This window comes from Flavobacteriales bacterium, from assembly GCA_016699575.1.
GTDB lineage: Bacteria > Bacteroidota > Bacteroidia > Flavobacteriales_F > PHOS-HE28 > PHOS-HE28.
Genome location: CP064979.1, coordinates 3,748,546 through 3,768,717 on the forward strand (window position 1 = coordinate 3,748,546; position 20,172 = coordinate 3,768,717).

At 60.9% G+C, this 20,172-nt stretch carries 18 protein-coding genes; 4 read left to right on the forward strand and 14 right to left on the reverse strand.

The genetic code is table 11. The features are described 5' to 3' along the window. The first annotated feature begins 13 nt into the window (after window positions 1–13). The 3 genes from IPJ76_15620 to IPJ76_15630 all read left to right on the forward strand — a co-directional run bounded on the left by IPJ76_15620 (window position 14) and on the right by IPJ76_15630 (window position 6,131). Window positions 14–3,367 carry a hypothetical protein gene (locus IPJ76_15620; protein ID QQR86015.1) on the forward strand — a complete coding sequence of 1,118 codons (3,354 nt, stop codon included), beginning with the start codon at window positions 14–16 and terminating at the stop codon, window positions 3,365–3,367. A gap of 117 nt (window positions 3,368–3,484) precedes the next feature. Then, complete coding sequence (locus IPJ76_15625) at window positions 3,485–4,951, forward strand: hypothetical protein (GenBank protein ID QQR86016.1); 1,467 nt, start codon at window positions 3,485–3,487, stop codon at window positions 4,949–4,951. Between the two features lie 22 nt (window positions 4,952–4,973). Next, entirely contained in the window at window positions 4,974–6,131 is a 1,158-nt protein-coding gene (locus IPJ76_15630) for a hypothetical protein (protein ID QQR86017.1), read from the forward strand. A 1-nt stretch (window position 6,132) separates the two neighbouring features. Here the strand turns inward: IPJ76_15630 and IPJ76_15635 are convergent, their stop codons facing one another. From IPJ76_15635 to IPJ76_15650, 4 genes are all read right to left on the reverse strand, one after another. Then, entirely contained in the window at window positions 6,133–6,795 is a 663-nt protein-coding gene (locus IPJ76_15635) for a DUF4159 domain-containing protein (protein QQR86018.1), read from the reverse strand. A 121-nt stretch (window positions 6,796–6,916) separates the two neighbouring features. Next, window positions 6,917–8,734, reverse strand: coding sequence for a hypothetical protein (locus IPJ76_15640; GenBank protein QQR86019.1), 1,818 nt, complete (start codon window positions 8,732–8,734; stop codon window positions 6,917–6,919). Between the two features lie 97 nt (window positions 8,735–8,831). Continuing rightward, window positions 8,832–9,533 carry a 16S rRNA (uracil(1498)-N(3))-methyltransferase gene (locus tag IPJ76_15645; GenBank protein QQR86020.1) on the reverse strand — a complete coding sequence of 234 codons (702 nt, stop codon included), beginning with the start codon at window positions 9,531–9,533 and terminating at the stop codon, window positions 8,832–8,834. Window positions 9,534–9,537: 4 nt separating this feature from the next. Next, the gene (locus IPJ76_15650) at window positions 9,538–11,040 is read right to left on the reverse strand and encodes a serine hydrolase (protein QQR86021.1); all 1,503 of its coding nucleotides are present in this window, start codon (window positions 11,038–11,040) and stop codon (window positions 9,538–9,540) included. A 114-nt stretch (window positions 11,041–11,154) separates the two neighbouring features. Between IPJ76_15650 and IPJ76_15655 the strand changes: the two genes are divergently transcribed. After that, window positions 11,155–12,183, forward strand: coding sequence for a hypothetical protein (locus IPJ76_15655; GenBank protein QQR86022.1), 1,029 nt, complete (start codon window positions 11,155–11,157; stop codon window positions 12,181–12,183). Between the two features lie 8 nt (window positions 12,184–12,191). On the opposite strand, the gene IPJ76_15660 is transcribed toward IPJ76_15655, so the two are convergent. The 10 genes from IPJ76_15660 to IPJ76_15705 all read right to left on the reverse strand — a co-directional run bounded on the left by IPJ76_15660 (window position 12,192) and on the right by IPJ76_15705 (window position 20,163). Then, the gene (locus tag IPJ76_15660) at window positions 12,192–13,325 is read right to left on the reverse strand and encodes an efflux RND transporter periplasmic adaptor subunit (GenBank protein QQR86023.1); all 1,134 of its coding nucleotides are present in this window, start codon (window positions 13,323–13,325) and stop codon (window positions 12,192–12,194) included. 5 nt (window positions 13,326–13,330) lie between these two features. After that, window positions 13,331–14,581, reverse strand: coding sequence for an ABC transporter permease (locus IPJ76_15665; protein ID QQR86024.1), 1,251 nt, complete (start codon window positions 14,579–14,581; stop codon window positions 13,331–13,333). Window positions 14,582–14,593: 12 nt separating this feature from the next. Beyond that, entirely contained in the window at window positions 14,594–15,841 is a 1,248-nt protein-coding gene (locus tag IPJ76_15670; GenBank protein ID QQR86025.1) for an ABC transporter permease, read from the reverse strand. After that, window positions 15,831–16,535, reverse strand: a complete 705-nt coding sequence (locus IPJ76_15675) for an ABC transporter ATP-binding protein (protein ID QQR86026.1) — start codon at window positions 16,533–16,535, stop codon at window positions 15,831–15,833. The genes IPJ76_15670 and IPJ76_15675 overlap by 11 nt, the downstream gene beginning before the upstream one ends. An 83-nt stretch (window positions 16,536–16,618) precedes the next feature. Further along, a complete protein-coding gene (locus IPJ76_15680) occupies window positions 16,619–17,245 on the reverse strand; it encodes a hypothetical protein (GenBank protein QQR86027.1) in 627 nt (208 codons plus the stop codon). 55 nt (window positions 17,246–17,300) lie between these two features. Continuing rightward, complete coding sequence (locus IPJ76_15685; protein QQR86028.1) at window positions 17,301–17,696, reverse strand: hypothetical protein; 396 nt, start codon at window positions 17,694–17,696, stop codon at window positions 17,301–17,303. After that, window positions 17,693–18,628, reverse strand: a complete 936-nt coding sequence (locus IPJ76_15690; protein ID QQR86029.1) for a TIGR01777 family protein — start codon at window positions 18,626–18,628, stop codon at window positions 17,693–17,695. The genes IPJ76_15685 and IPJ76_15690 overlap by 4 nt, the downstream gene beginning before the upstream one ends. 53 nt (window positions 18,629–18,681) lie before the next feature. Continuing rightward, window positions 18,682–19,137 carry a hypothetical protein gene (locus tag IPJ76_15695; protein ID QQR86030.1) on the reverse strand — a complete coding sequence of 152 codons (456 nt, stop codon included), beginning with the start codon at window positions 19,135–19,137 and terminating at the stop codon, window positions 18,682–18,684. Between the two features lie 12 nt (window positions 19,138–19,149). Continuing rightward, window positions 19,150–19,551, reverse strand: coding sequence for a hypothetical protein (locus IPJ76_15700; GenBank protein QQR86031.1), 402 nt, complete (start codon window positions 19,549–19,551; stop codon window positions 19,150–19,152). Window positions 19,552–19,662: 111 nt separating this feature from the next. Further along, on the reverse strand, window positions 19,663–20,163 hold the full coding sequence (locus IPJ76_15705) for a transcriptional regulator (protein ID QQR86032.1): 501 nt from the start codon (window positions 20,161–20,163) through the stop codon (window positions 19,663–19,665). Window positions 20,164–20,172 lie beyond the last annotated feature (9 nt).

Below are 20,172 nucleotides of genomic sequence, written 5' to 3' on the forward strand. Positions count from 1 at the left end.
GTTGTTGCTTCCTATGCTGTCCAGCGCCCAGAACATCGGCATCAATACCGATGGATCCTCGCCGCATGCCAGCGCGCTTCTTGACATTGACGTGAGCGCCCTGGGCGGCACCAAACGAGGGTTGCTCATCCCGCGCATGACCGCCGCCGAGATGAACGCCATCGTGGCCCCGGCCACCAGCCTGCTCGTGTTCAATACCACAGTGAACAACTTCTTCTACTTCAACGGCACGGCGTGGGTGCCTATCAGTGTGGCTGCCGGTTGGGGACTTAGTGGCAATGCGGGCACCAACCCGGCCGCCAACTTCGTGGGCACCACGGACAATCAGGGGTTGCGGTTCCGGGTGAACAATGTGTTCGCGGGGGCGCTGGGTACGGCGAACAATCAGACGATAGCTTACGGCATCAATACCGGGTCTGCCGGGTTACAGAACACCTTCATCGGTGGCGGCGCGGGCTCTGCCACCAGTGGCGCGGGGAATACCATGATCGGCCACCTGGCCGGTACCGCGAACACAGGGGGGATCGCCAACGTGATCATCGGTAGCGGTGCGGGCACCTCGTTCAGTGCCAGCAATAACACCATGGTAGGCTGCAATTCGGGCCAGAACACCACCACGGGTACTACCAACACGTTCCTCGGCCGGGATGCCGGCTTGGCGAACACCACCGGGAACGCCAATGTGATGGTGGGTATGTCCGCGGGCAACACGAACGTGACCGGCTCGCAGATCACCCTGGTCGGCGAGAACTCGGATGTAGGGTCCAACGCATTGTTCAATGCGAGCGCGTTCGGTTTCCGAGCGCAAGTGGATGCGAACAACTCGTTGGTGCTTGGGAGCATCGCCGGCACCAACGGCGCTGCCTTCAGCACCAACGTGGGCATTGGCACCACCACACCGGCCGATCGTCTGCATGTGGTGGGCAACATCCGCATGGTTGACGGCAACCAGGCAACTGGGCGGGTGCTTACGAGCGATGCCAATGGAAGAGCCACATGGCAGGCGCTGCCGACCGGGAACAACGATTGGAGTTTGCTTGGCAATGCGGGAACGGACCCGGCCATCAACTACATCGGTACGGCTGATGCACAGCCACTGCAATTCAAGGTGAACGGTGTACATGCGGGCTCGTTGGGTGCCACCACGACAGGATCGGTTTCATTCGGTCTATCAGCAGGCCAGGTCAGCACCGGGTCGAACAACACGTTCATCGGTTCCGGTGCGGGCGCGGCGGCCACCACGGGTTCGTTGAACGTCTTCGTTGGGCGATCGGCCGGGGCCAGCACCACCACCGGATCGGGGAATACCTGTGTTGGGCAGAACGCGGGGTTGAACATGACCGGATCACAGAACACCCTGCTCGGGTCCAATGCCGGTTCCACCAACACCACGGGCGGTTCCAACCTGTTCATCGGTAGCGCGGCCGGAAACGCGAACACCACAGGCAGCATGAACGTGTTCATGGGCTTGGGTGCGGGCAACTCGAACGTGGGCGGCAACGCCAATATCGTGATCGGAAGCAACGCTGATGTGGGTGCACCGGCACTGGTCAATGCCACAGCCATCGGCGCGAACGCACAGGTGAACGTGAACCATGCCATCGTGCTCGGCAGCATCAATGGCGTGAACGGTGCTTTGGCCGATGTGAACGTGGGGATCGGAACACCTGCGCCAGCGGATCGTTTGCATGTGGTGGGCAACATCCGCATGGTGGACGGCAACCAAGCGGCTGGTCGTGTGCTCACCAGCGATGTGAACGGAACAGCCACGTGGCAGAATGCCAGCGCCCAGGCATGGGGATTGGCCGGCAACACCGGAACGAACCCGGCCACCAACTTTCTTGGCACTGCGGACAACCAGCACCTGGTGCTGCGCGCGAACAACACGGAGATGATCCGGTTGAACACGGCAGGCCGGGTGGAGATCGGTACGGGTGGCACGGCCGTAGCGAACGTGCCATCCATCGGGCTGCCCAAGTTGTGGGTAGCCAGCGCGAACACGGCGGACGATAACATCATCTTCCAAGCCTCGCACAACAACCCCGCTTCCAGCGCGGCCTTCGTTTCGGCCAAGTCCAACGGTACGCTGGCCGCACCCACATCGGTGGTGGCCGGTGAGAACATGGGGCGCTGGGCCACCGTGGGCTACGGCGCGGCCAGCTTCCTGCCCGCTGCCGGTATCCGTGTGGTAGCGGAAGCGGCACCCGTTGTAACGCACGTACCCAGCCGCATCAACTTCGAAACGGACAACGAAGTGCAGCGCATGACGATCCGCAGCGGGGGCAACGTGGGCATCAACACCAACAACCCGCTCGATCGCTTGCATGTGGTGGGCAACATCCGCATGGTGGACGGCAACGAGGCCGCCGGGCGCGTGCTCACCAGCGATGCGAACGGAACGGCCACGTGGCAGAATGCGAGCGCCAATGCCTGGGGCTTGGGCGGCAATGCGGGTACCAACCCGGCAACGGATTTCGTGGGTACCACCGATGGGCAACCGCTGCGTTTTCGAGCGAACAACCAGAACGGCGGTCAGATCCCACAAAGCACGCTGGGTACGCTGGCACTTGGATTCGATCCGGGCACGAACGGTACGGGGCCTTTCAACACCTTCATCGGTAATTCGGCAGGTGCGGCGCACACCACGGGTGCTACGAACACAGCGCTCGGCCATGGCGCCGGAAGTCAGATCTCCAGCGGAAGCGGTAATACTTACATCGGGGGTGGAGCAGGTCTGGGATCGAACGCTGGCGACAACACGTTCGTTGGTGCCACCACCGGCCAAAGCACCACCACGGGCGGAGGAAACACCTTCATCGGTCGTTCCGCGGGCTTCAGCAACAACACGGGTGCGGGGAACACACTGCTCGGCAACCTCGCCGATGTGGCCAATGCCGCATTGACCAATGCCACCGCCATCGGCGACCGCGCGGAAGTGGCTGCCAGCAATAGCATGGTGCTCGGGAGCATCAACGGCGTGAACGGCGCCACGGCAAGCACGAATGTGGGCATCGGGGTCACGGTGCCGCTCACCACATTGGATGTGAACGGCGGCCTCACCATCCGCCGGCCGGCCAACGTGAACATCGCCACCGGTGCGAATGCAGTTGTAGTCGGCAACACCAGCTACCTACGGCTCAACTCCGGGGCCACCATCGCCAGTGCCACCATCAACCTGAGCAATGGGTTGGCCACGGGGCAGGTGCTGGTGATCGAGTGCACGTCGCCGGGGCCCTTGTTCGGATTCACGATCACCGACAACAACAATACGATCATGAACGGGGATCATGCCATGAACCCCGGCGACTCGCTCACCCTGATCTGGAACGGTGCCGATTGGCTGGAATTGGCGCGGAGCACCAATTGAGCACGCGAGGTGCCGAGCCCTTGCGCGATAACCGCGATCCGTCCTGTTCGAGCCATGGTTTGTCCATTGTGGGGCCAGCGGCCTACCGGCAGTTTTGCCCCGAGTTCATCAATCCCCATGCACATGTCCCCGTTCCGCATTCCCGCTTTCCTGGCCATCAACCTGGTCTCCGCCGCGTTATGGTCCAACAACATCCAGGTGAGCAATGTGTCGCTCAATGGACAGAACCCCGCCACGGACACTTGGCAGGTGGCCTTCGATCTCAGCTGGGACAACAGTTGGCGCACCAGTTCGGGTGAATCCAACTACGATGCGGCGTGGGTCTTCATCAAATACCGCTTCGGCCCCAATACCGATTGGCGCCATGCCACGCTGAGCCCCAGCGGGCACATCGTCAGTGCTCTGGCCACCGTTGCGAGCGATCAACGCGGGGTGTTCATCCACCGTGGTATTGATGGGATCGGCACCATGTCCCTGACCAATTCGCAGCTCCGGTGGAATTACAGCGGCACCGGTGTCGGCGACAACGACCCCATCGAGGTCCGCGTTTTCGCCATCGAAATGGTGCGTGTGCCGCAGGGTTCCTTCGCCGCCGGCGACGGAGCGACGTCCGATTTCCAGCGCCATTTCGGTGCCGGGAATTCCAATGATCCGTTCATCTTCACCTCCGAGGCCGCGTTGAACCTCGGTGGATTCTTGTCGACCAGCTTGGGGAACCGGAACAACGTTGATTCCGGAAGCGGTGCCGATGATGATTTCAGTACGACCGTGAACCAGACCTTGCCAGCCGGCTTTCCCAAAGGCTTCAACGCGTTCTTCATGATGAAGTATGAATGCAGCGAAGGACAGTACGTGGATTTCCTGAACATGCTGACCCCGGCCCAAGCCAACAATCGCTTCCCCAACACCACGGGAACATTGGGGAACACCATCGACGATTCGGGGACGCCACCAGAGCTGTACGTGACCAGTGCACCGGAACGGGCGGCCAGCATGCGCGGCACGGATCTATTGGCCTACGCCGACTGGGCTGCACTGCGGCCCATGACCGAACTGGAATTCGAGAAGGGCTGCAGGGGCAACCGGCCCGTGGTGGAGGATGAGTACGCATGGGGAAGCACCAGCTTGCGAACAACCCCGGTGTACGGGGTGTTCGATGCCGGCACGGCGAACGAGACCGTGAACGCCGTCGGCACTGAAGGGAATGCGAACTACTCCATTTTCATCACCCCGAACCGCCCGGCGCGAGTGGGCATCTTCGCTGGAAGTCTGACCAACCCGGATCGTGCCGCAGCTGGTGCCGGGTACTACGGTGCGATGGAGCTTTCGGGGAACCTGCCGGAGATGGTGATCAATGTGGGCACCCCGCAGGGAAGGGCCTTCACCGGTGCTAGCGGAGATGGGACCTTGGATGCTTCGGGCGCAGCAACGGTGGCAGGGTGGCCAACATCCGGGTTGCCATTGGCGGTGCGCGGTGGTGGCACCGGCGACCTTGCCGTGAGGCTCCGGGTGTCCGATCGACATTCCGCTGTGAATGCCTTGTCCACTGCTGGAAAAGGCGCGAGGTTGTGCCGTTTTCCATGATGAGGACCTGACCTGAACGGATATGCGGAACGAACAAGCAGGGATCCATGGTTTGGTGATCGGATACGCGTTCATAATCGCGGCATCGGTCCAAGCCCAGAGCAATGCCATCTTCCAGGGCGGCATCGGCGACGGGCATACGGCCTCCGGCTCCGCACAAGCGATCACCACATCCGGGATCTTTTCAGGTGGTATGGCGGACGGCTACGCACGTTCCGGGTTCGCGCCGCTGATCTCTTCACCGGGCATCTGGTCCGGTGGTGTGGCCGATGGATATGCGGGTGCGGGCCATGTGCAGCCTGCGAACAGCTCTGGCATCTTCTCGGGTGGAGCAGCGGACGGATATGCGCGCGGCGCATCCATCCTGGCGATCAATACGGCGGGTATCTTCAATGGTGGTGCAGGAGATGGCCACGCGCGTAGCGACGGCACCAACGTGAAGGTGAGGATCCAAGGGGTCGCCTTGTTGGAAGGGCCGTGGGATCCCGGCACCACCCTGATGAACGACGCGCTTCGCGCAGCCGGACTGGTACCGCTGGATGAGCCTTACACCGCCCTCGGCTATCCTGCGATGGGACCCGGCGAATCCACCTCGGCCACTACGCTCTCGATCACCGGTGGTGGAGCCATCGTGGACTGGGTGCGCATCGAACTCAGACAAGCACTGGCCCCTGAGGTATTGGTCGCAGTGCGTCACGCATTGGTTGACCGAACGGGCCTCATCCTTGACGCATCGACCACCAGCCCGGAGATCCAGCTGGATGCTCCACCGGGCAACTACCACGTTGTTGTGCGGCACCGCAATCATCTCGGTGTGATGAGCGCATCTCCTGTTCAACTTTCCGCCACGGCAACGTTGATCGACTTCAGCAAACCACCAACCGCGACGTTCGGGACAGGCGCCCAAAAGCTCATCGGAGCAGTCACCGTCATGTGGGCCGGCGATGTCAACGGTGATCATCAGCTCAAGTACACCGGCAGTGGCAACGATCGGGATCCCGTATTGGTCGCAGTGGGCGGCACTGTCCCCACGAACACGCTGACCGGTCAGTACCGGGCGGAGGATGTGAACCTCGATGGTGTTGTGAAGTACACCGGCACCGGCAACGATCGCGATCCCATCCTGGTGAACATCGGCGGCACGCTACCCACGAACGTGCGCACGGAACAAGTGCCGTAGCTTACTGCTCATCGGCCCCGCTGAACGCGAACTGCACCAGGTTGCAGCCCATCTGCAGAGCGCGCGTGCGGTTGGCCTCGCTGTCGCCGTGCACGTCCGGGTCTTCCCAACCGTCGCCGAGGTCGCACTCGAAGTCGTAGAACAGCACCAATCGTCCTTCCCAGAACAGGCCGTATCCGCGCGGCGGGGCGCCATCGTGCTCATGCACTTTGGGAAGGCCCCGCTCGAAGTCGAACAACTGGTGGTAAACGGGATGTGAGAACGGCAGCTCCATCAGTTCCAATTCCGGGAACACCCGCTTCAACATGGGCCGAATGAACTTGTCCAAGCCGTAGTTGTCGCTGATGTGCAAGAACCCGCCGCCGATGAGGTAGTTGCGGAGGTTGTCAGCCTCCTGTTGGCTGAAGACCACGTTGCCGTGACCCGTCATGTGGATGAACGGATAGGAGAACAGGTCCGGGCTGCCCACCTCCACCGTGGCCACCTCAGTGCCGATGCTCATGCCGCCTTTCGTGTTGCAGAACTTCACCAGGTTGGGTACCGCTGTAGGGTTGCCGTACCAGTCGCCGCCACCGTTGTATTTGAGCACGGCCAGCCGGTACGTGGCCTGGCCGAGTGCGATGGAACTGAGGAAAATAAGGAGGAAGGACAGCGGAATTCGCATGGACGATCGCAGGTGCGGGCAAAGGTGGACATGATCCGCGAAGAACCGGCCGAAGTAAGGAACGTTCACGAATGCGCAGGCCCCGCACATGGTGCGGGGCCTGCGTGTTTATCGCACCCGGTCACCGATGGGTTACCTGCAAGCGCACGGTGCGTGGTCCATCGTGGGTGAGCAAGGTGCAGGCATACAGGCCATCGGACAGCTGTGCCGTGGACAGTTCCACCGTGTGCATTCCGGGGCCTCGCTTCCCAACGCCCTGGCGGGCAACCTCGCGGCCGGCAGCGTCGTGCATGATCAATTGCACGTCCGACGCATCCTGCATTGAGAAGGTGAAACGGGCTGCATGGTCGGCGGGCGATGGGAAGACCGTTAACCCCGTTGCAGTGCCCTGGGCTTCGGGCGCCCCGAGGAACGGGTTCAAGTTCATGCGCACCATGGGCGTGGCGGTAACGTAGAACCAGGTCGTGGTTGGCGAGTCATAGAGCAAGGAGGTCTGGGGCAGGCTGGTACCGCTAAGGCCGGTCCACAAGTTGTCCTGGCCGCCATAATGGCCCACCGTCACCAAATAGTCACCGGCGAACAGGTCAACAGGTGGATCGAAGACAAGGCTCTTGAAAGTATTGCCGCCTGGGGCGTTGAGGTCAGCAGCGACCACCTCGTCTTCATCGGTCATGGCTAGCAGGTCGCGGTTCGCATCGTAAACGGCTCCATAGATCGGCAGGCCGACCGGGGTATCATCATCCACGGCCACGTCCACGGCGTAAAGCACATCGCCATCGTTCACCATGTTGAACCAGTTGCCCAGTTCATAGGCTTCGCCCGCGTTGTCGTCGCGCCCTGTCAGTGCATTGCGATCGCGTGCGAAGGTGAACGGGCTCACAGCGAAGGTGAGGGTATCGCTGTTATCGGCGGGCACCAGGTCGGTGCTATCGGCGGTGAGCCCGAAGGCCACGGTATAGTCCTCGGCCAAGGTGCCCGGTGTCCAAGCGGCTGCGTAGAGGCTGTCGCGATCCCCGCTGGCCAAGGTGATGCCGGTGCTGGAAGTGCTGTAGACAGGGTTGCCGTTACCATCCGTCACGGTGACGGTCATGGTGGTATTGGTCTGGTCCTGGGCACCTTCATTGGATACATGGCCTTTGAAGGTCAGCGGGCGCACTTGCGTTGAAGGGTAAATGGAGAACTGCAGATCGCCGAAATCGGGTGCCGTATCGAAGAACCATTCGTCGTACATCGTTTCGTTGAACCGTAGATCGTGCTGCGGGGCATCCACGATGGCGATGTCATCGATCATCCAGAAGTAGACCCTGGCGTTCCAACCGATCTTGATGTACACCGTGGGCTGGTTACCGGCAACCGCACTGATGTTGAGGCTCACCGGCATGTTGTTCGGGCTGGCCGAGTTGGCCACCACGGTGCCTTTCACGTTCCATGTGGTCCAGCTTACGCTATCGTTGCTCACCATCACGTCCAAGGTGGGTGCGTTGTTGTAGCGGAAGTACTGCGTGAACTCGAGTTTCACATCAGGGTGGCCAGTGAGGTCGACGGCACCCGTTGTGAAGTAGGTATCGAGGTACTGGTAGGTGGTACCGGATGGCTGCCCGAAGTTCACGTTGTTGGCCGAATCGGCATCGCAAAGGAGGAAGCCGTTCGCGGAGGTGGCGCTGACGATACTGTCGCCGGCCCCGGCGAAAAAGCCCGCACTGCCATGAAAGGAGTGGCGCCATGGGCATAAGCCACTGGCGTCCTGCAGGGTCCATCCGGCAGGTAACCCACTGGCGAAATCCTCTTGCCAGATCACGGCTCGATCGCCGCTATGGGATAGCGCTGCGGAGCGGGCTTTCCGCTGCTGCGGCGTGTCGGGCACAGGTTGAAGTGTTTGCGCGGCCAAGGTCAACGCAAACAACACGGAGCTGGTGGAAAGGAGCGTACGGTGGTTCATGGGCGTGTGATCGAACGGCCAATGTACAAGCCTGCCGCTCACCATTCGTACCCGACGCATGCCTGTGAGATGAACGGTGATCGGGCCCACGGCCACATCACATCGCTTGCCGCATGTTGAAGGTGGCGCAGGCCACGATGGCGGCGGTTTCGGTCCTGAATCGTGCGTTGCCCAAACCCGTGGCGACGAACCCTGCAATGCGCAAAGTGTCTGCTTCCTGGGGCGTGAAATCGCCTTCGGGCCCTATCAGCATGATCACGTCCGCCTTGCTCCGGAAGGCGTTCACAAGCGGTTCGCGCTCGGCTTCGCACCATCCGAAAAACCGCTGTGCGGGAAGTGGTGCTTTCAACAGCTGATCGATCGTCGTGGGCCCATCCAACATGGGCAGCCAGGCGCGCTGGCTCTGTTTCATGGCGCTCACCAGCACTTTCAGCGACCGGTCGTGGCGCAGGTGCGTGCGCTCGGTGCGTTCGGTGATGAGCGGCGTGATGCGGTCCACGCCGATCTCCGTGCATTTTTCCAGCATCCACTCGAACCGGTCGATGTTCTTGGTAGGTGCACAAGCAATGTGGATGCGGCCCAAGCGTTCCGGTGCGTGTTCCGTGATAGCGGAGCAAAGGGCTGTGCAGGCCTTCTTGTCCACTTGTTCCATCGTCGCAACGGCCGCAGCGCCCCGACCGTTGAGCAGCAGCACGGTGGTGCCGGGCTTCAGGCGCAGGACGTTCACGGCGTGGTGCGCTTCCTCCTCCGGCAGCACAACGGTCCCGGCGTTCAGGTCGGGTACGTGGAACGAATGCATCGGCTTACTGCTTGGGGAAGTCGAGCTTGTGGAAGTGGAAATCGGGGCTGTGCAGCTCGACCTTGAAACCCGTCACGCGGTGGTTGCCATCGAAGCTGAACGTGATGTAGCCGGGTTCAAGGAAAGGATCGGCATGGTTCCACTGGAACGTGTCGTAGTGCCAATGCTCAAGGTTGCCCGTGAACAGTTCGGGCGCTGGTCCGAAGGACAGCACCAGCTTGCCGTTCTTCTCGCCGATGGTGGCATCACCGTAGATCTTGTCCGTGTAGGTTCCTGCGAAGGAAGCCTGCGGCAGGGACGGTTTGGTCTTCAGCACGTGCGCATCGGTGCGCTCCTTGCGGCGTTTGGCTTCACGTTCAGCCCGCTTGGCGAGCCGCGGCAGCATTTCGGCCACGGGGTCGGCCTTGCCATCGCCCAAGTAGAGGTCCAGGATCTCGTTCGTCACCGCGAAAACACTGTAGCTCTCACCGTTCCCCAGTGCGATCACCGCGAGGTCCTTTTCGGGCACCACCGCGTGGTTGAGGATGAACCCCGGCATGCCACCGCTGTGCGTGATCACGGTTTCGCCGTTGTTCTCCTCCACGAACCATCCTAGCGCAGCGCCATCGCGTCGACCGCCCATGGGCAAGTGGATGCTCGTGAGCGCGTTGAACGTCTCCGCGCTGATGAAGGGCTTGCCGTTGTGCTGGCCTTCGCTCATCCACATGGCGTCCCACTTGGCCAGGTCCGTAACGGTGCTGAGCACGCCGCACGCACCATCGGCGCCACGCAAGGCCTGGTAGGGCATGCTCTTCTGCGGTGCAGCAGGGTCCTGGCCTTTGCGCACATGCGGCATCGCCACATCCGTCATTCCGGCCAGATCGGCTGTTTCCACCCGGCTGCGGTCCATGCCCAACGGCTTGAAGATGCGGGTGGTGATGAACTGGTCCCACGTCATCCCGCTCACGCGTTCGATCAGCTGCGCCGCAGCGATGAACATCAGATTGCTGTACCCGAACTCGTCGCGGAAGGGCAGGGAGAACGGTTCTTGCGCATGCCGTGCAAGGATCTCCTTTTGCGTGTAATTGGTGCCGTACCAGAGCAGGTCTCCGTCGAAGGTGATCCATCCACTGCGGTGGCAGAGCAGGTCCTTCACCATGAATTTCTCCGTCACTGCCGGGTCCGGTGTCGCGAACTCAGGTAGGTGCTTCCGCACGGGGTCGTCCCACTTCACTTTGCCCTCATCCACAAGCAAGCCCACCGCGCAGGCGGTGAAGGCCTTGCTGATGCTGGCGCAGTAGAAGATGCTGTTCGGCGTCACCGGCTCGGGTTCGGCCAGGTCCAGCTTGCCGTAACCCTTGCTCCAGATCAGCTTTCCGTCCTTTACTATGCCGACGGAAAGCCCGGGCTGGTCGAGGGCCTTGACCGCGTTGGCGATATAGGCATCAAGACTGTCCAAGTTGGGCTGGGCAAGGGCGGGGGCGAGGGCCGCCAGAAAGGCACCGGTGAACAAGTATCGTGTGGTCATGGTGGCGAAGGTGTGCAGAACGTTGCATACATCGTGCGGTGCACGGCAGGCATGATGCGGGCGAGGATGGTACCAATGGTTGCCCCGCCTACTTTCGACGCAAACCCCTGAGCCATGCAGTCGCTTCGTACGATCTGGTCCTCACTTTCCCTGTTCGCCGTTATGGTTGCTTGCTCCCAAGGATCATCACCGGTCGTTTGGAACATCAAGGCGGTGATGCCCACGGGCACCACGCTCGATGTGAAGGCCTTTGACAAGTCGGGCAAGCAGTACGACGTGAAAGCCCTGGAGAACGGCGACACGCACGTAATGGACGTGAAGGCCATGGACGGTACTGCACAGTTCCCCGTCAAGGTGATCGCGAGCGATGATGCCATGATGCCGGTGAAGGCGATCGCTGCCGACGGGTCCCTTCTTGATATCAAGGCACTGGATGCCGACGGCAACAAGCTGGATGTGAAGGGTGTGGCCACGGCCGGCCATCTGGTGCATATCAAGGCCATTGGTCCCGACCGGGCGCTCTATGGTATCAAGGCCATAAGCACCGGAGGTCAGATGCGCGACATCAAAGGCGTGAGCCTCGGTGCTGACGCGGAAGCGATGATGGTGAACGGCGTAAAGGTGCGGGCGCACGTGAAGGCCGTGGTGCACGGCACCGACCACGACAACGATCCCATTTGGAACGTGAAGTGCGTTCAGCCCGATGGGCATGTCCTCGGCATCAAAGCCGTTGACAAGTCGGGAACGCTGCACGACGTGAAGGCCTACCCGGCCAATGGCGATGTCACCATCCTCGACATCAAGGCGCTGATCAATGGACAGGAAGTGGCCGTGAAAGTGCTCGTGAGCGACGACAAGCTCTCGCCCGTGAAGGCGGTGGCCAAGGACGGAACCATCTACGATATCAAGGCCATTACGGCGGACGGAAGCAAGCTGGATGTGAAGGCCGTGCGCCGCCTGGGCAACATCTACGACATCAAGGCGATGGCCGCTGACGGCAAGGAGATGGGCGTGAAGGCGATCTCACCTCATGGGCTCTTCTACGACATGAAGGGCATCAAGCTGCTTGCCGACGACCAGGAGATGACAATAGCCGGCGTGGCGGTGCGGGCGCACGTGAAAGCCCTGCCGCAAGTGGAATAGGCAACGCTCTATCCGCCGCTTCCCATGGAGATCTCCACTGTGGCTTCCTCTTTCTTGGCACCTTTCAGTTCGGTGGAGCCGTCGATCCCCTCCAGCACCTCCAGATTGATGCCATCGCTTAGACCTGTCTTGATGTAGGTCTTCTTCCAGGCTTCGTCGCCTTCACCGCCGGGGTTCTTCACGAAAACGAAGGCGCTGTCGCCCTTGGTATTGAACGATACGATGCTCTCCGGCACGGTGAGCACGCTGTCGCGCTGGTCCAGTACGATGTCGGCATTGGCGCTGTACCCGCTGCGCAGGCTTTCACCATCCTTCAGTTTCACGGCCGCACGGATCTCGAACTGGATGGCGCCGTTCTCTTCCACGCCTTTCGGCGCGATGTACTCCAGTTCAGCATCCCACTTTGCGTTCTCGATGGCGCCCACGGTGAGCACTACCGGCATCTGCAACTTCACCTTGCCCACTTCGCTCTCGTCCACCTTGCCCTGGAAGATGAGATCGCCCATATCGGCCACTGCGGCGATGGTGGTGCCTTCGTTGAAGTTGTTGCGCTCGATCACGCTGTTGCCCTCCTTCACCGGCACATCGAGGATCATGCCATCGATGGTGGATCGCACCACGGTGTTGCCCGCGCTCTTGTTGCTGATGCCGTCGCGCACCACTTTCAACGCTTCCTCGGCCGCTGCCAGCTCCTGCTTGGCATTGCGCAGGGCGATGTCGAAGCCCTGCATTTCCGCTGCGCTGATGACGCCCTTGTCGGCCAGCGGTTTGTTGCGGTCGAAGTTGAGTTGTGCGTTCTGCACGCCGATGTTGGCTGCATTGACGCGCTGCTCGGCGCTGCTCAACTGCATCATGTCCGGTACGATCTGGATCTTGGCCAGCGGGTCGCCCTTCTTGATCTGGTCGCCGGCCTCCACGTACAGCTCCCGGATGATGCCGCTCACCACCGGCTTGATGAGGATCTCCTTGCGCGGCACGATCTTGCCGTTGGCAACCGTCTTCTTCACCACATTGTTCTTGGTGGCTTTCTCGCTCTTGAACTCGTCCGGTTCGGGGTTGCTCTTGTCGTAGAGGAACCACATGGTCCAGATGAAGAGCAGGCCTAGGCCGGTGAGCAGGGTGTATTTGAGGAACTTTCTCATGGTTCTTATTCAGCTCGTAATGCGTCAACAGCTTTGATGGACAACGCCCTGCGCGCAGGCAGGTAACCGGCCAACAGGCCGGAGAGGATGAGGACAACGAAGGCCACGATGGCCACGCTGATGTCAACACCGGGGTTCTTGAAGAAGTCGCTGCTGTCGCCCACGGCGGCACGCGTTCCTTCCAGGACACCGACGGCCGCCAACAAACCGGAATAGCCGGCAATGAAAATGAGCGTTATCGCTTCCTGCATGATCTGGCCGGTGATGATCCGGGGCGTGGCACCGATGCTGCGACGGATGCCGATCTCCTTCGTGCGTTCCTTGATGCTGATGAGCATGATGTTCCCGATGCCGATCACCCCGGCCAGCAGGGAGCAGATGCCCACCACCCAGCTCACGAAGGCGATGAAACCGAAGAGCATCTGCATGCTTCCGTAGATCTCGGCCAGGTTGAAACTGCCGAACGCGTTGTCGTCCGTGGGGTCGATGCGGTGCTTGCGCGCCATGAGGAGCTTGACGTCCTTCTGTATGCGCGCCACGTCCTCCCCGTCCTCGCCCACGATGCTGAACCAGTGCACCATGTTGATGCTGTTGAAGGCTTTCTGGAACGTGGTGAACGGCACGTAGATCTTCGCCTCGGGATTGTCGCCCATCTCGGCGCTGCTCTTCTTCTTCATCAGGCCCACCACCTGGAAGTACACGCCGTTGATGCGGATGTACTTGCCTATGGGATCCTCCTTGTCGAAGAGGCGCTCCACCACCTGCATGCCGATGGCGCAGACCTTGCGCTCCTCGCGCAGGTCGGCATGGTTCAGGAAACGGCCTTCGACCAGTCGCACGGCTTCCACGCCCAGCACTTCGGGTTCGGCCCCGTAGATGCTGAAGGCCGCGGTCTTGCCCTTGTAGTTGACGTTGTTGCCGCCTTGCCATCCGCCCAACTGCAGTTGGGGCGAACAGATCTTGATGCCGGGCACCTGATCGCGTATCAACCGGATGTCCTCGTTGTCGAAATTGAACCGGCGCCCACGTTGGAAACCGGCGTAAGGTTTCGTGGTGGGCATTGTCCAGATGAAGCAGCAGTTGCTCGCGAAGCCGTCGAAGCCGCTCATCACCGCACGCTTCAGGCCGTTGCCCATGCCCAGCATCACCACCAGCATGAAGATGCCCCAGGCCACACCGAGCATGGTGAGGAAGCTGCGGAGCTTGTTGCGCCGCAGTGTCATCATCACTTCGTTCCAGCGTTCGCTATCGAACATGGTGCCTGTGCATTATTCGTCGCGGAGCGCTTCGATGGGTTTGATGGCCGCAGCCCTGCGCGCCGGGAAATAGCCGGCCAGTGCGCCCGCCGCGATCATGGCCGCCAGCGCGTACAGTGCCGTGGCGAAATCGATGGTGGGGTTGGCGAAATAGGGATTGCCGGGAATGGCCATGGCCATGCCTTCCAGGATGAGCACCGCGATCGCCAGACCGAAATAGCCGAAGAGGATCGTCACGAAGAGCGCTTCCAGCATGATCTGCCCGATGACGTTGGCGGGTGTGGCGCCCATCGCTTTCCGGATGCCGATCTCGCGCGTACGGTCCTTTACCACGATGAGCATGATGTTGCCGATGCCCACGATGCCGGCCACGAGACTGCCGATGCCCACCGCCCAGATGAAGAGCTTGATGAAGCCGAAGACCTGGTTGAAGGTGCCCACGTTCTCCACATTGTTCTCCAGCCACAGCGCACGATCGTCCGTGGGGTCGAAGTTGTGGTTGCGGGCCAGGGTGTGGCGGGCCCGTTCCTCGGCCATGGCCGCGCCTTGCGGGCTGTCGTCGGAGAAGCTGAACATGATCTGCCTGATCTCGCGGTTGGCGTTGAAGACCTTCTGCGCACAGCTGAGCGGTATGAACACGGGACTGCGACGCATCATCCCGCCCTCTCCGGCGTTCTCGAACTTGTACAGGCCCACCACCTGGAACGGCACACCGTTCACGTTCACCCATTCGTTCAAGTAAGGCTCTTCCTTGAAGAGCTCCTTGCGGGCGTCTTCGGCAATGACGATGACCTTCCGTGCTTCCTGTTCGTCCACCTCGTTGATGAACCTTCCCTCCACCACGGTCTGCCTCTGCAACAACTGGTTTTCGCTCACGATGCCGTTGATGTCGTAGCTGCCGTAGTTCTTGCCGTACTGCACCTGGCTGGCCCCGCGCCACACCCGGTAACTGCCGCTGATGTGCTCAAGCCCGGGTATCGAATTGCGCAACGTGACAACGTCATCCTCGTCCAATTGGATCTCCCGGTTGGCCGGCAGCCCGTTCCACGGCTTGCTCGTTTCGCCGCCCCAGATGCTGATGCTGTTGGTGGCCGTGTTGGCGAATCCCTGGCTGAACCCGTTCTGCAGACCACTGCCCAGGCCAAGCAGAATGATGAGCATGAAGATGCCCCAGAACACGGCGAACCCCGTGAGCACCGTGCGCATCTTGTTCTTCCCGATGCTCTGGAAGACCTCACCCCATTTTTCCCTATCGAACATCGCTCTGGAGTATGGCGTGGTCGTAGTTGTGGCTTTCGATCAGACCGTCCTTCAGGCGGATGGTGCGCTGGGTGTTCCGCGCCACTTCGGCGTCGTGCGTCACGATCACCACCGTCATGCCCAGGTCGGTGTTCACATGCTTCAACAGCTCCATCACCTCCTGACTGGTCTTGCTGTCCAGGGCGCCGGTGGGCTCATCGGCCAGGATGATCTTCGGGTTGGCCACCAGTGCACGTGCAATGGCCACGCGCTGTTTCTGGCCGCCGCTCAGTTCGTTGGGCATGTGCATGGCCCAGTCCTTCAGCCCAACGCTTTCGAGCATGGCCAAGGCCTGTTCGTTGCGTTTGCGGCGGCTCAAGCCTTGGTAGTACAGCGGCAGTGCCACGTTCTCCAGCGCGTTCTTGAAGGCGATGAGGTTGAAGCTCTGGAAGATGAAACCGATGTACTTGCTGCGCAACTGCGCGTACTCCGTTTCGCTCTGGCTCTTGATGAGCGTGCCGTCCAGCATGTATTCGCCACTGTCGTACTCGTCCAGGATGCCGATGATGTTCAGCAGGGTGCTCTTTCCGCTGCCGCTCTGGCCCATGATGCTCACCATCTCACCCTTGTTGATGGTGAGGTCGATGCCCTTGAGCACTTGCAATACGTTGTTGCCCGTGATGTAGGCTTTGCGGATGGACTTCAGTTCGAGCATCGGCCCCGAATGTACCGGTGCGCCTGTGCCCAGTGGTTGGGCTTACACGAGCGGTTGGGCGGCCGGTAGGAGCGGGGAGCGGCTCACGTGCGGCGGAAGACGAGGTCCACCAAGCCCCTGTCAACGAGGATCTCGTGCAGCACGCCGTCCTTGTACAGGTAATGGTTCACTTTTCCGCCTGACATGGTGAGCGTGTAACGGCCATCGCCCGTCGCCACCAATGGACAGTCCTTCATTTCGCTCTCCACGAAGATGGTCGTGCGGTCCAACGGTTCCTCATAGTACATGCGGGCCGTGGTCCAGGACTGCGGAAGCCCCATGGTCCGCGCCGGTCCTGGGTGCACATAACGCAGTGAACGCTCTTCCTGCACCATCAGATGACTGGAGTCGCGCATGTTGTTGTTCAGTTTGGTGATGGAATAACAGGACACCAGAGCGGTGTCGTTGTAGTGCGCAACCAATTGGGTCTCCACGGTCTGGTCGAACACCACGTTGAATTCCGAGAAGGAAGTGATGATGTACGTTGTGCGCGCTTCCATCTCAGTCCGTACGCTCACGATGTGCCCCACGATCTCATCGCCTTTGTGCACGTTGAATGATGCTGTTTGGGCGGCGCTGTCCATCCCGATGAACGTGGCGTAGAGCGCAAAGGCGAAGCATCCGGACCGCACATTGAGGTGCGTCCGCAGTGCAATGGTGCGGTGGGGCATCGAGCGTGAAATGTACCGATAGGACAGAACACCGTTGCAGTACCCCTATCGGCCGTCACACCAGATCCCAGACCGTGTGCTTTTTGGTGGGCAGGAAGCAGCAGACCAACGCGGCCAACGGACCTGCGAAGGGAACACAAACGAGCAGCCCCAGCCAATGGGCAATGCCCGCGTCGCGCAGTCTGTGCACGGTGTTCCAAACCAACGCGGCGAAGAACAGGATGGTCGTGGCGCAGATGCTCCACGGCATTTGGCCATCCGCCCAAGGACCGATCAATAGGTAAGGGTTCAGCCAGGCTGAAGCAACCGTGCCGATATCCGCAGCCGGTGCGATCGACATGATGGCAAGGTCCAAAAGTGCTTTGCCGGCACCGACCGCGGCGATGTTCCGTTGGTAGCGCAGCCGGTCCGTGCAGCTGTCGCAGTGCAGGAACTTGGTGATGCTGCTCATGGCATTGGGTTTTGTGCGCGCAGGAGGTCGCCCAGAGCGCTGTGGATGTGTTCGTGCTTGAAGGTGTAGCCCAGGGCCAGTGCGCGTGCGGGCACCACACGACGGCTTTTCAGGACAAGCTCTGTTTCCGTGCGCAGGAAAAAGGCCCCGATGCCGAGCATCCATTCAGGGATGTTGAACGCCACAACGGGTTTCAGTCGATGGCGCAGAGCCTTCATCAGTTCACGTTCCGGCAACGGGTGGGGGGCGGCCAGGTTGATGATGCCGTCAACCACAGGCGTATCCGCGAGCCATTGGAAGAAGTGCGCAACATCGGCCTCGTGCACCCAGCTCACGTATTGTGTGCCGCTGCCGTGGTGCCCGCCCAATCCCACGCGCACCAGCCCAGCGAACCGCGGGAAGGCACCACCGCCTTTGCTGAACACCATGGCGCATCGCACCGCGACCTGCCTTACCCCGGTACGAGGATGCTTGAAGAACTCCTTTTCCCAGGCCAGCACCACTTGCGGGCTGAAGTCGGTGCCCAACTCGCCGGTCGCTTCATCCATGGGCCGATCCTCGGCGTGGCGGTAAACGGTGGCGCTGCTGAGGTTGATCCACAGCGGGGGCGGAACCGCGCATCGAGCGATCACTTCGCCCAGCACCCGCGTTGCCTCCACTCGGCTGTTCAGGATGAGGTCCTTGTTGCGCTGGTCGTAGCGGCAGTCCACGCTGCGACCGGCGAGGTTGACGACAACAGATGCATGTTCGAGTTCCGCGGCCCAAGCACCCGGCGTACGGCCATCCCATTGCACCATGCGGACACCAGGGTTCTGTTGCACGGCCGGTCGGCGGGTGAGCACCACCACTTCATGTCCGCGCGCGGCGTAGTGGTCTTGCAGGATGTGGCCCATGGTACCCGTGCCGCCAGCGAGGATGACTTTGGTTTTCATTGTTCGTGTTCTTTCCGGCTGTCATCCCGGCCAGGAGCCGGGACGGCATCGCGTCAGCGTACAGGGGCGGTCACAACAGGGATAGGAGGTGTGAGCATCGCGTTCTGGCGGGCCTTCTTCCGTCCGCGGAAGAACATGTAGAGGTTCAGGAAGAGCATCACACCGAGGTAGATGGCGAAGCCACCGAGCTTGCGCGCCAGGACTTCCACCACTTCCTGGTTCGTGTCCAAGGCGTACTGGAACCGTTGGTGCTGCCCATCATCCGCAATGCTGTAGTTGAGCATCTCGCCTTGGTCGATCTTCAGGATCAGCAGTGCGAAGCCCATGTTCAGCAGGTAGAAGCCCACCTCGAACAACTTGTTCGTGGCGTTGGCGATGTCCTCCTTGCCCTTGAAGATGTCGAGCATGAAGGTGCGGCCGTTGGTGAAGAGCGTGCGGGCCACGTACAGGGTGAGTCCCAGTGCGACGGGCAGGTAGATCATGTACGCGAGAACGACTTTGGTTTCCATGACGTGTGGGTGTTAGTTGGTGGTTGTTGGTTGTTCGGCTGCTTCGTGGGCGGCCGATGTGTGCGCTTTGGAGTGTTTGAAGTGGCTCCAGATGAGCAGGACAGCGATGTTCGTGTAGTGCAGTCCGGCCAGTACGAAGAGGATCACGGCCACATGGTGGCTCAACGTGCCGAGCATGCCCGGCACCGTGGTGATGGCTTCCCAGCGGCCCACCACCAAGGCGATGTAACCAGCGTTCACCACGTAGCAGCCCACTAGCAACACGTTGTTCACCGCATCCACGAAAGCCACTTCGTTGTCGAAGATCCTCAGCATCCACATCCGGCCATTGCGGTGGCACACCTGCGCCACGTACACCGCCACTCCCACCATGGTCGGGAAGAACAGCAGGTAGGAGAGGAGGTTGAAGTTCATTGCCCTGTATAGTTCAAACGTTCAGGAAGAAATGAAACATAGTGGTCAAAAAAAAGGCGCACCCGTTCTGACCTGGGTGGGTCGGAAAAAGTGCGCGATGGAATGCGGTTCTCATTTCAACAGGGTGCTGGCCGCTTTCACGAACCACTGCACATCACGGCGGGTACTGTGGTCCAGTAGCGTGTCCAGGCGGGTGGTGAGGTCGTGGAGGTCATGGGTCATCTTGCGGAAGCTCCTGGCTTCGGGCGTTGCTCCGGGGATGTCTTCCAGTTCGTCCAGCAAGCGCACCAGGGGTTCCAGCTCGCGCTTCTTCCGTTCCCGGGTGATGTGCGTGGCGACTTTCCAAACGTCCTTCTCGGCTTCGAAGTACTCGCGGCGTTCGCCGGTCTTCAGCACGCGGCGCACCAGGCTCCAATCGATGAGCGCCCGCAGGTTCATGTTCGCGTTGCCCCGGCTGATGTTCAATTGGTCCATGACATCTTCCGTGCTCAGCGCTTCGTGGCTGATGAGCAGTAATGCATGCACTTGGGCCATGCTGCGATTGATGCCCCACGCGCTGCCGAATGCGCCCCAGGCATCAATGAACTTCTCGCGGGCTTCCTTCAGGTCCATGTTCCTACG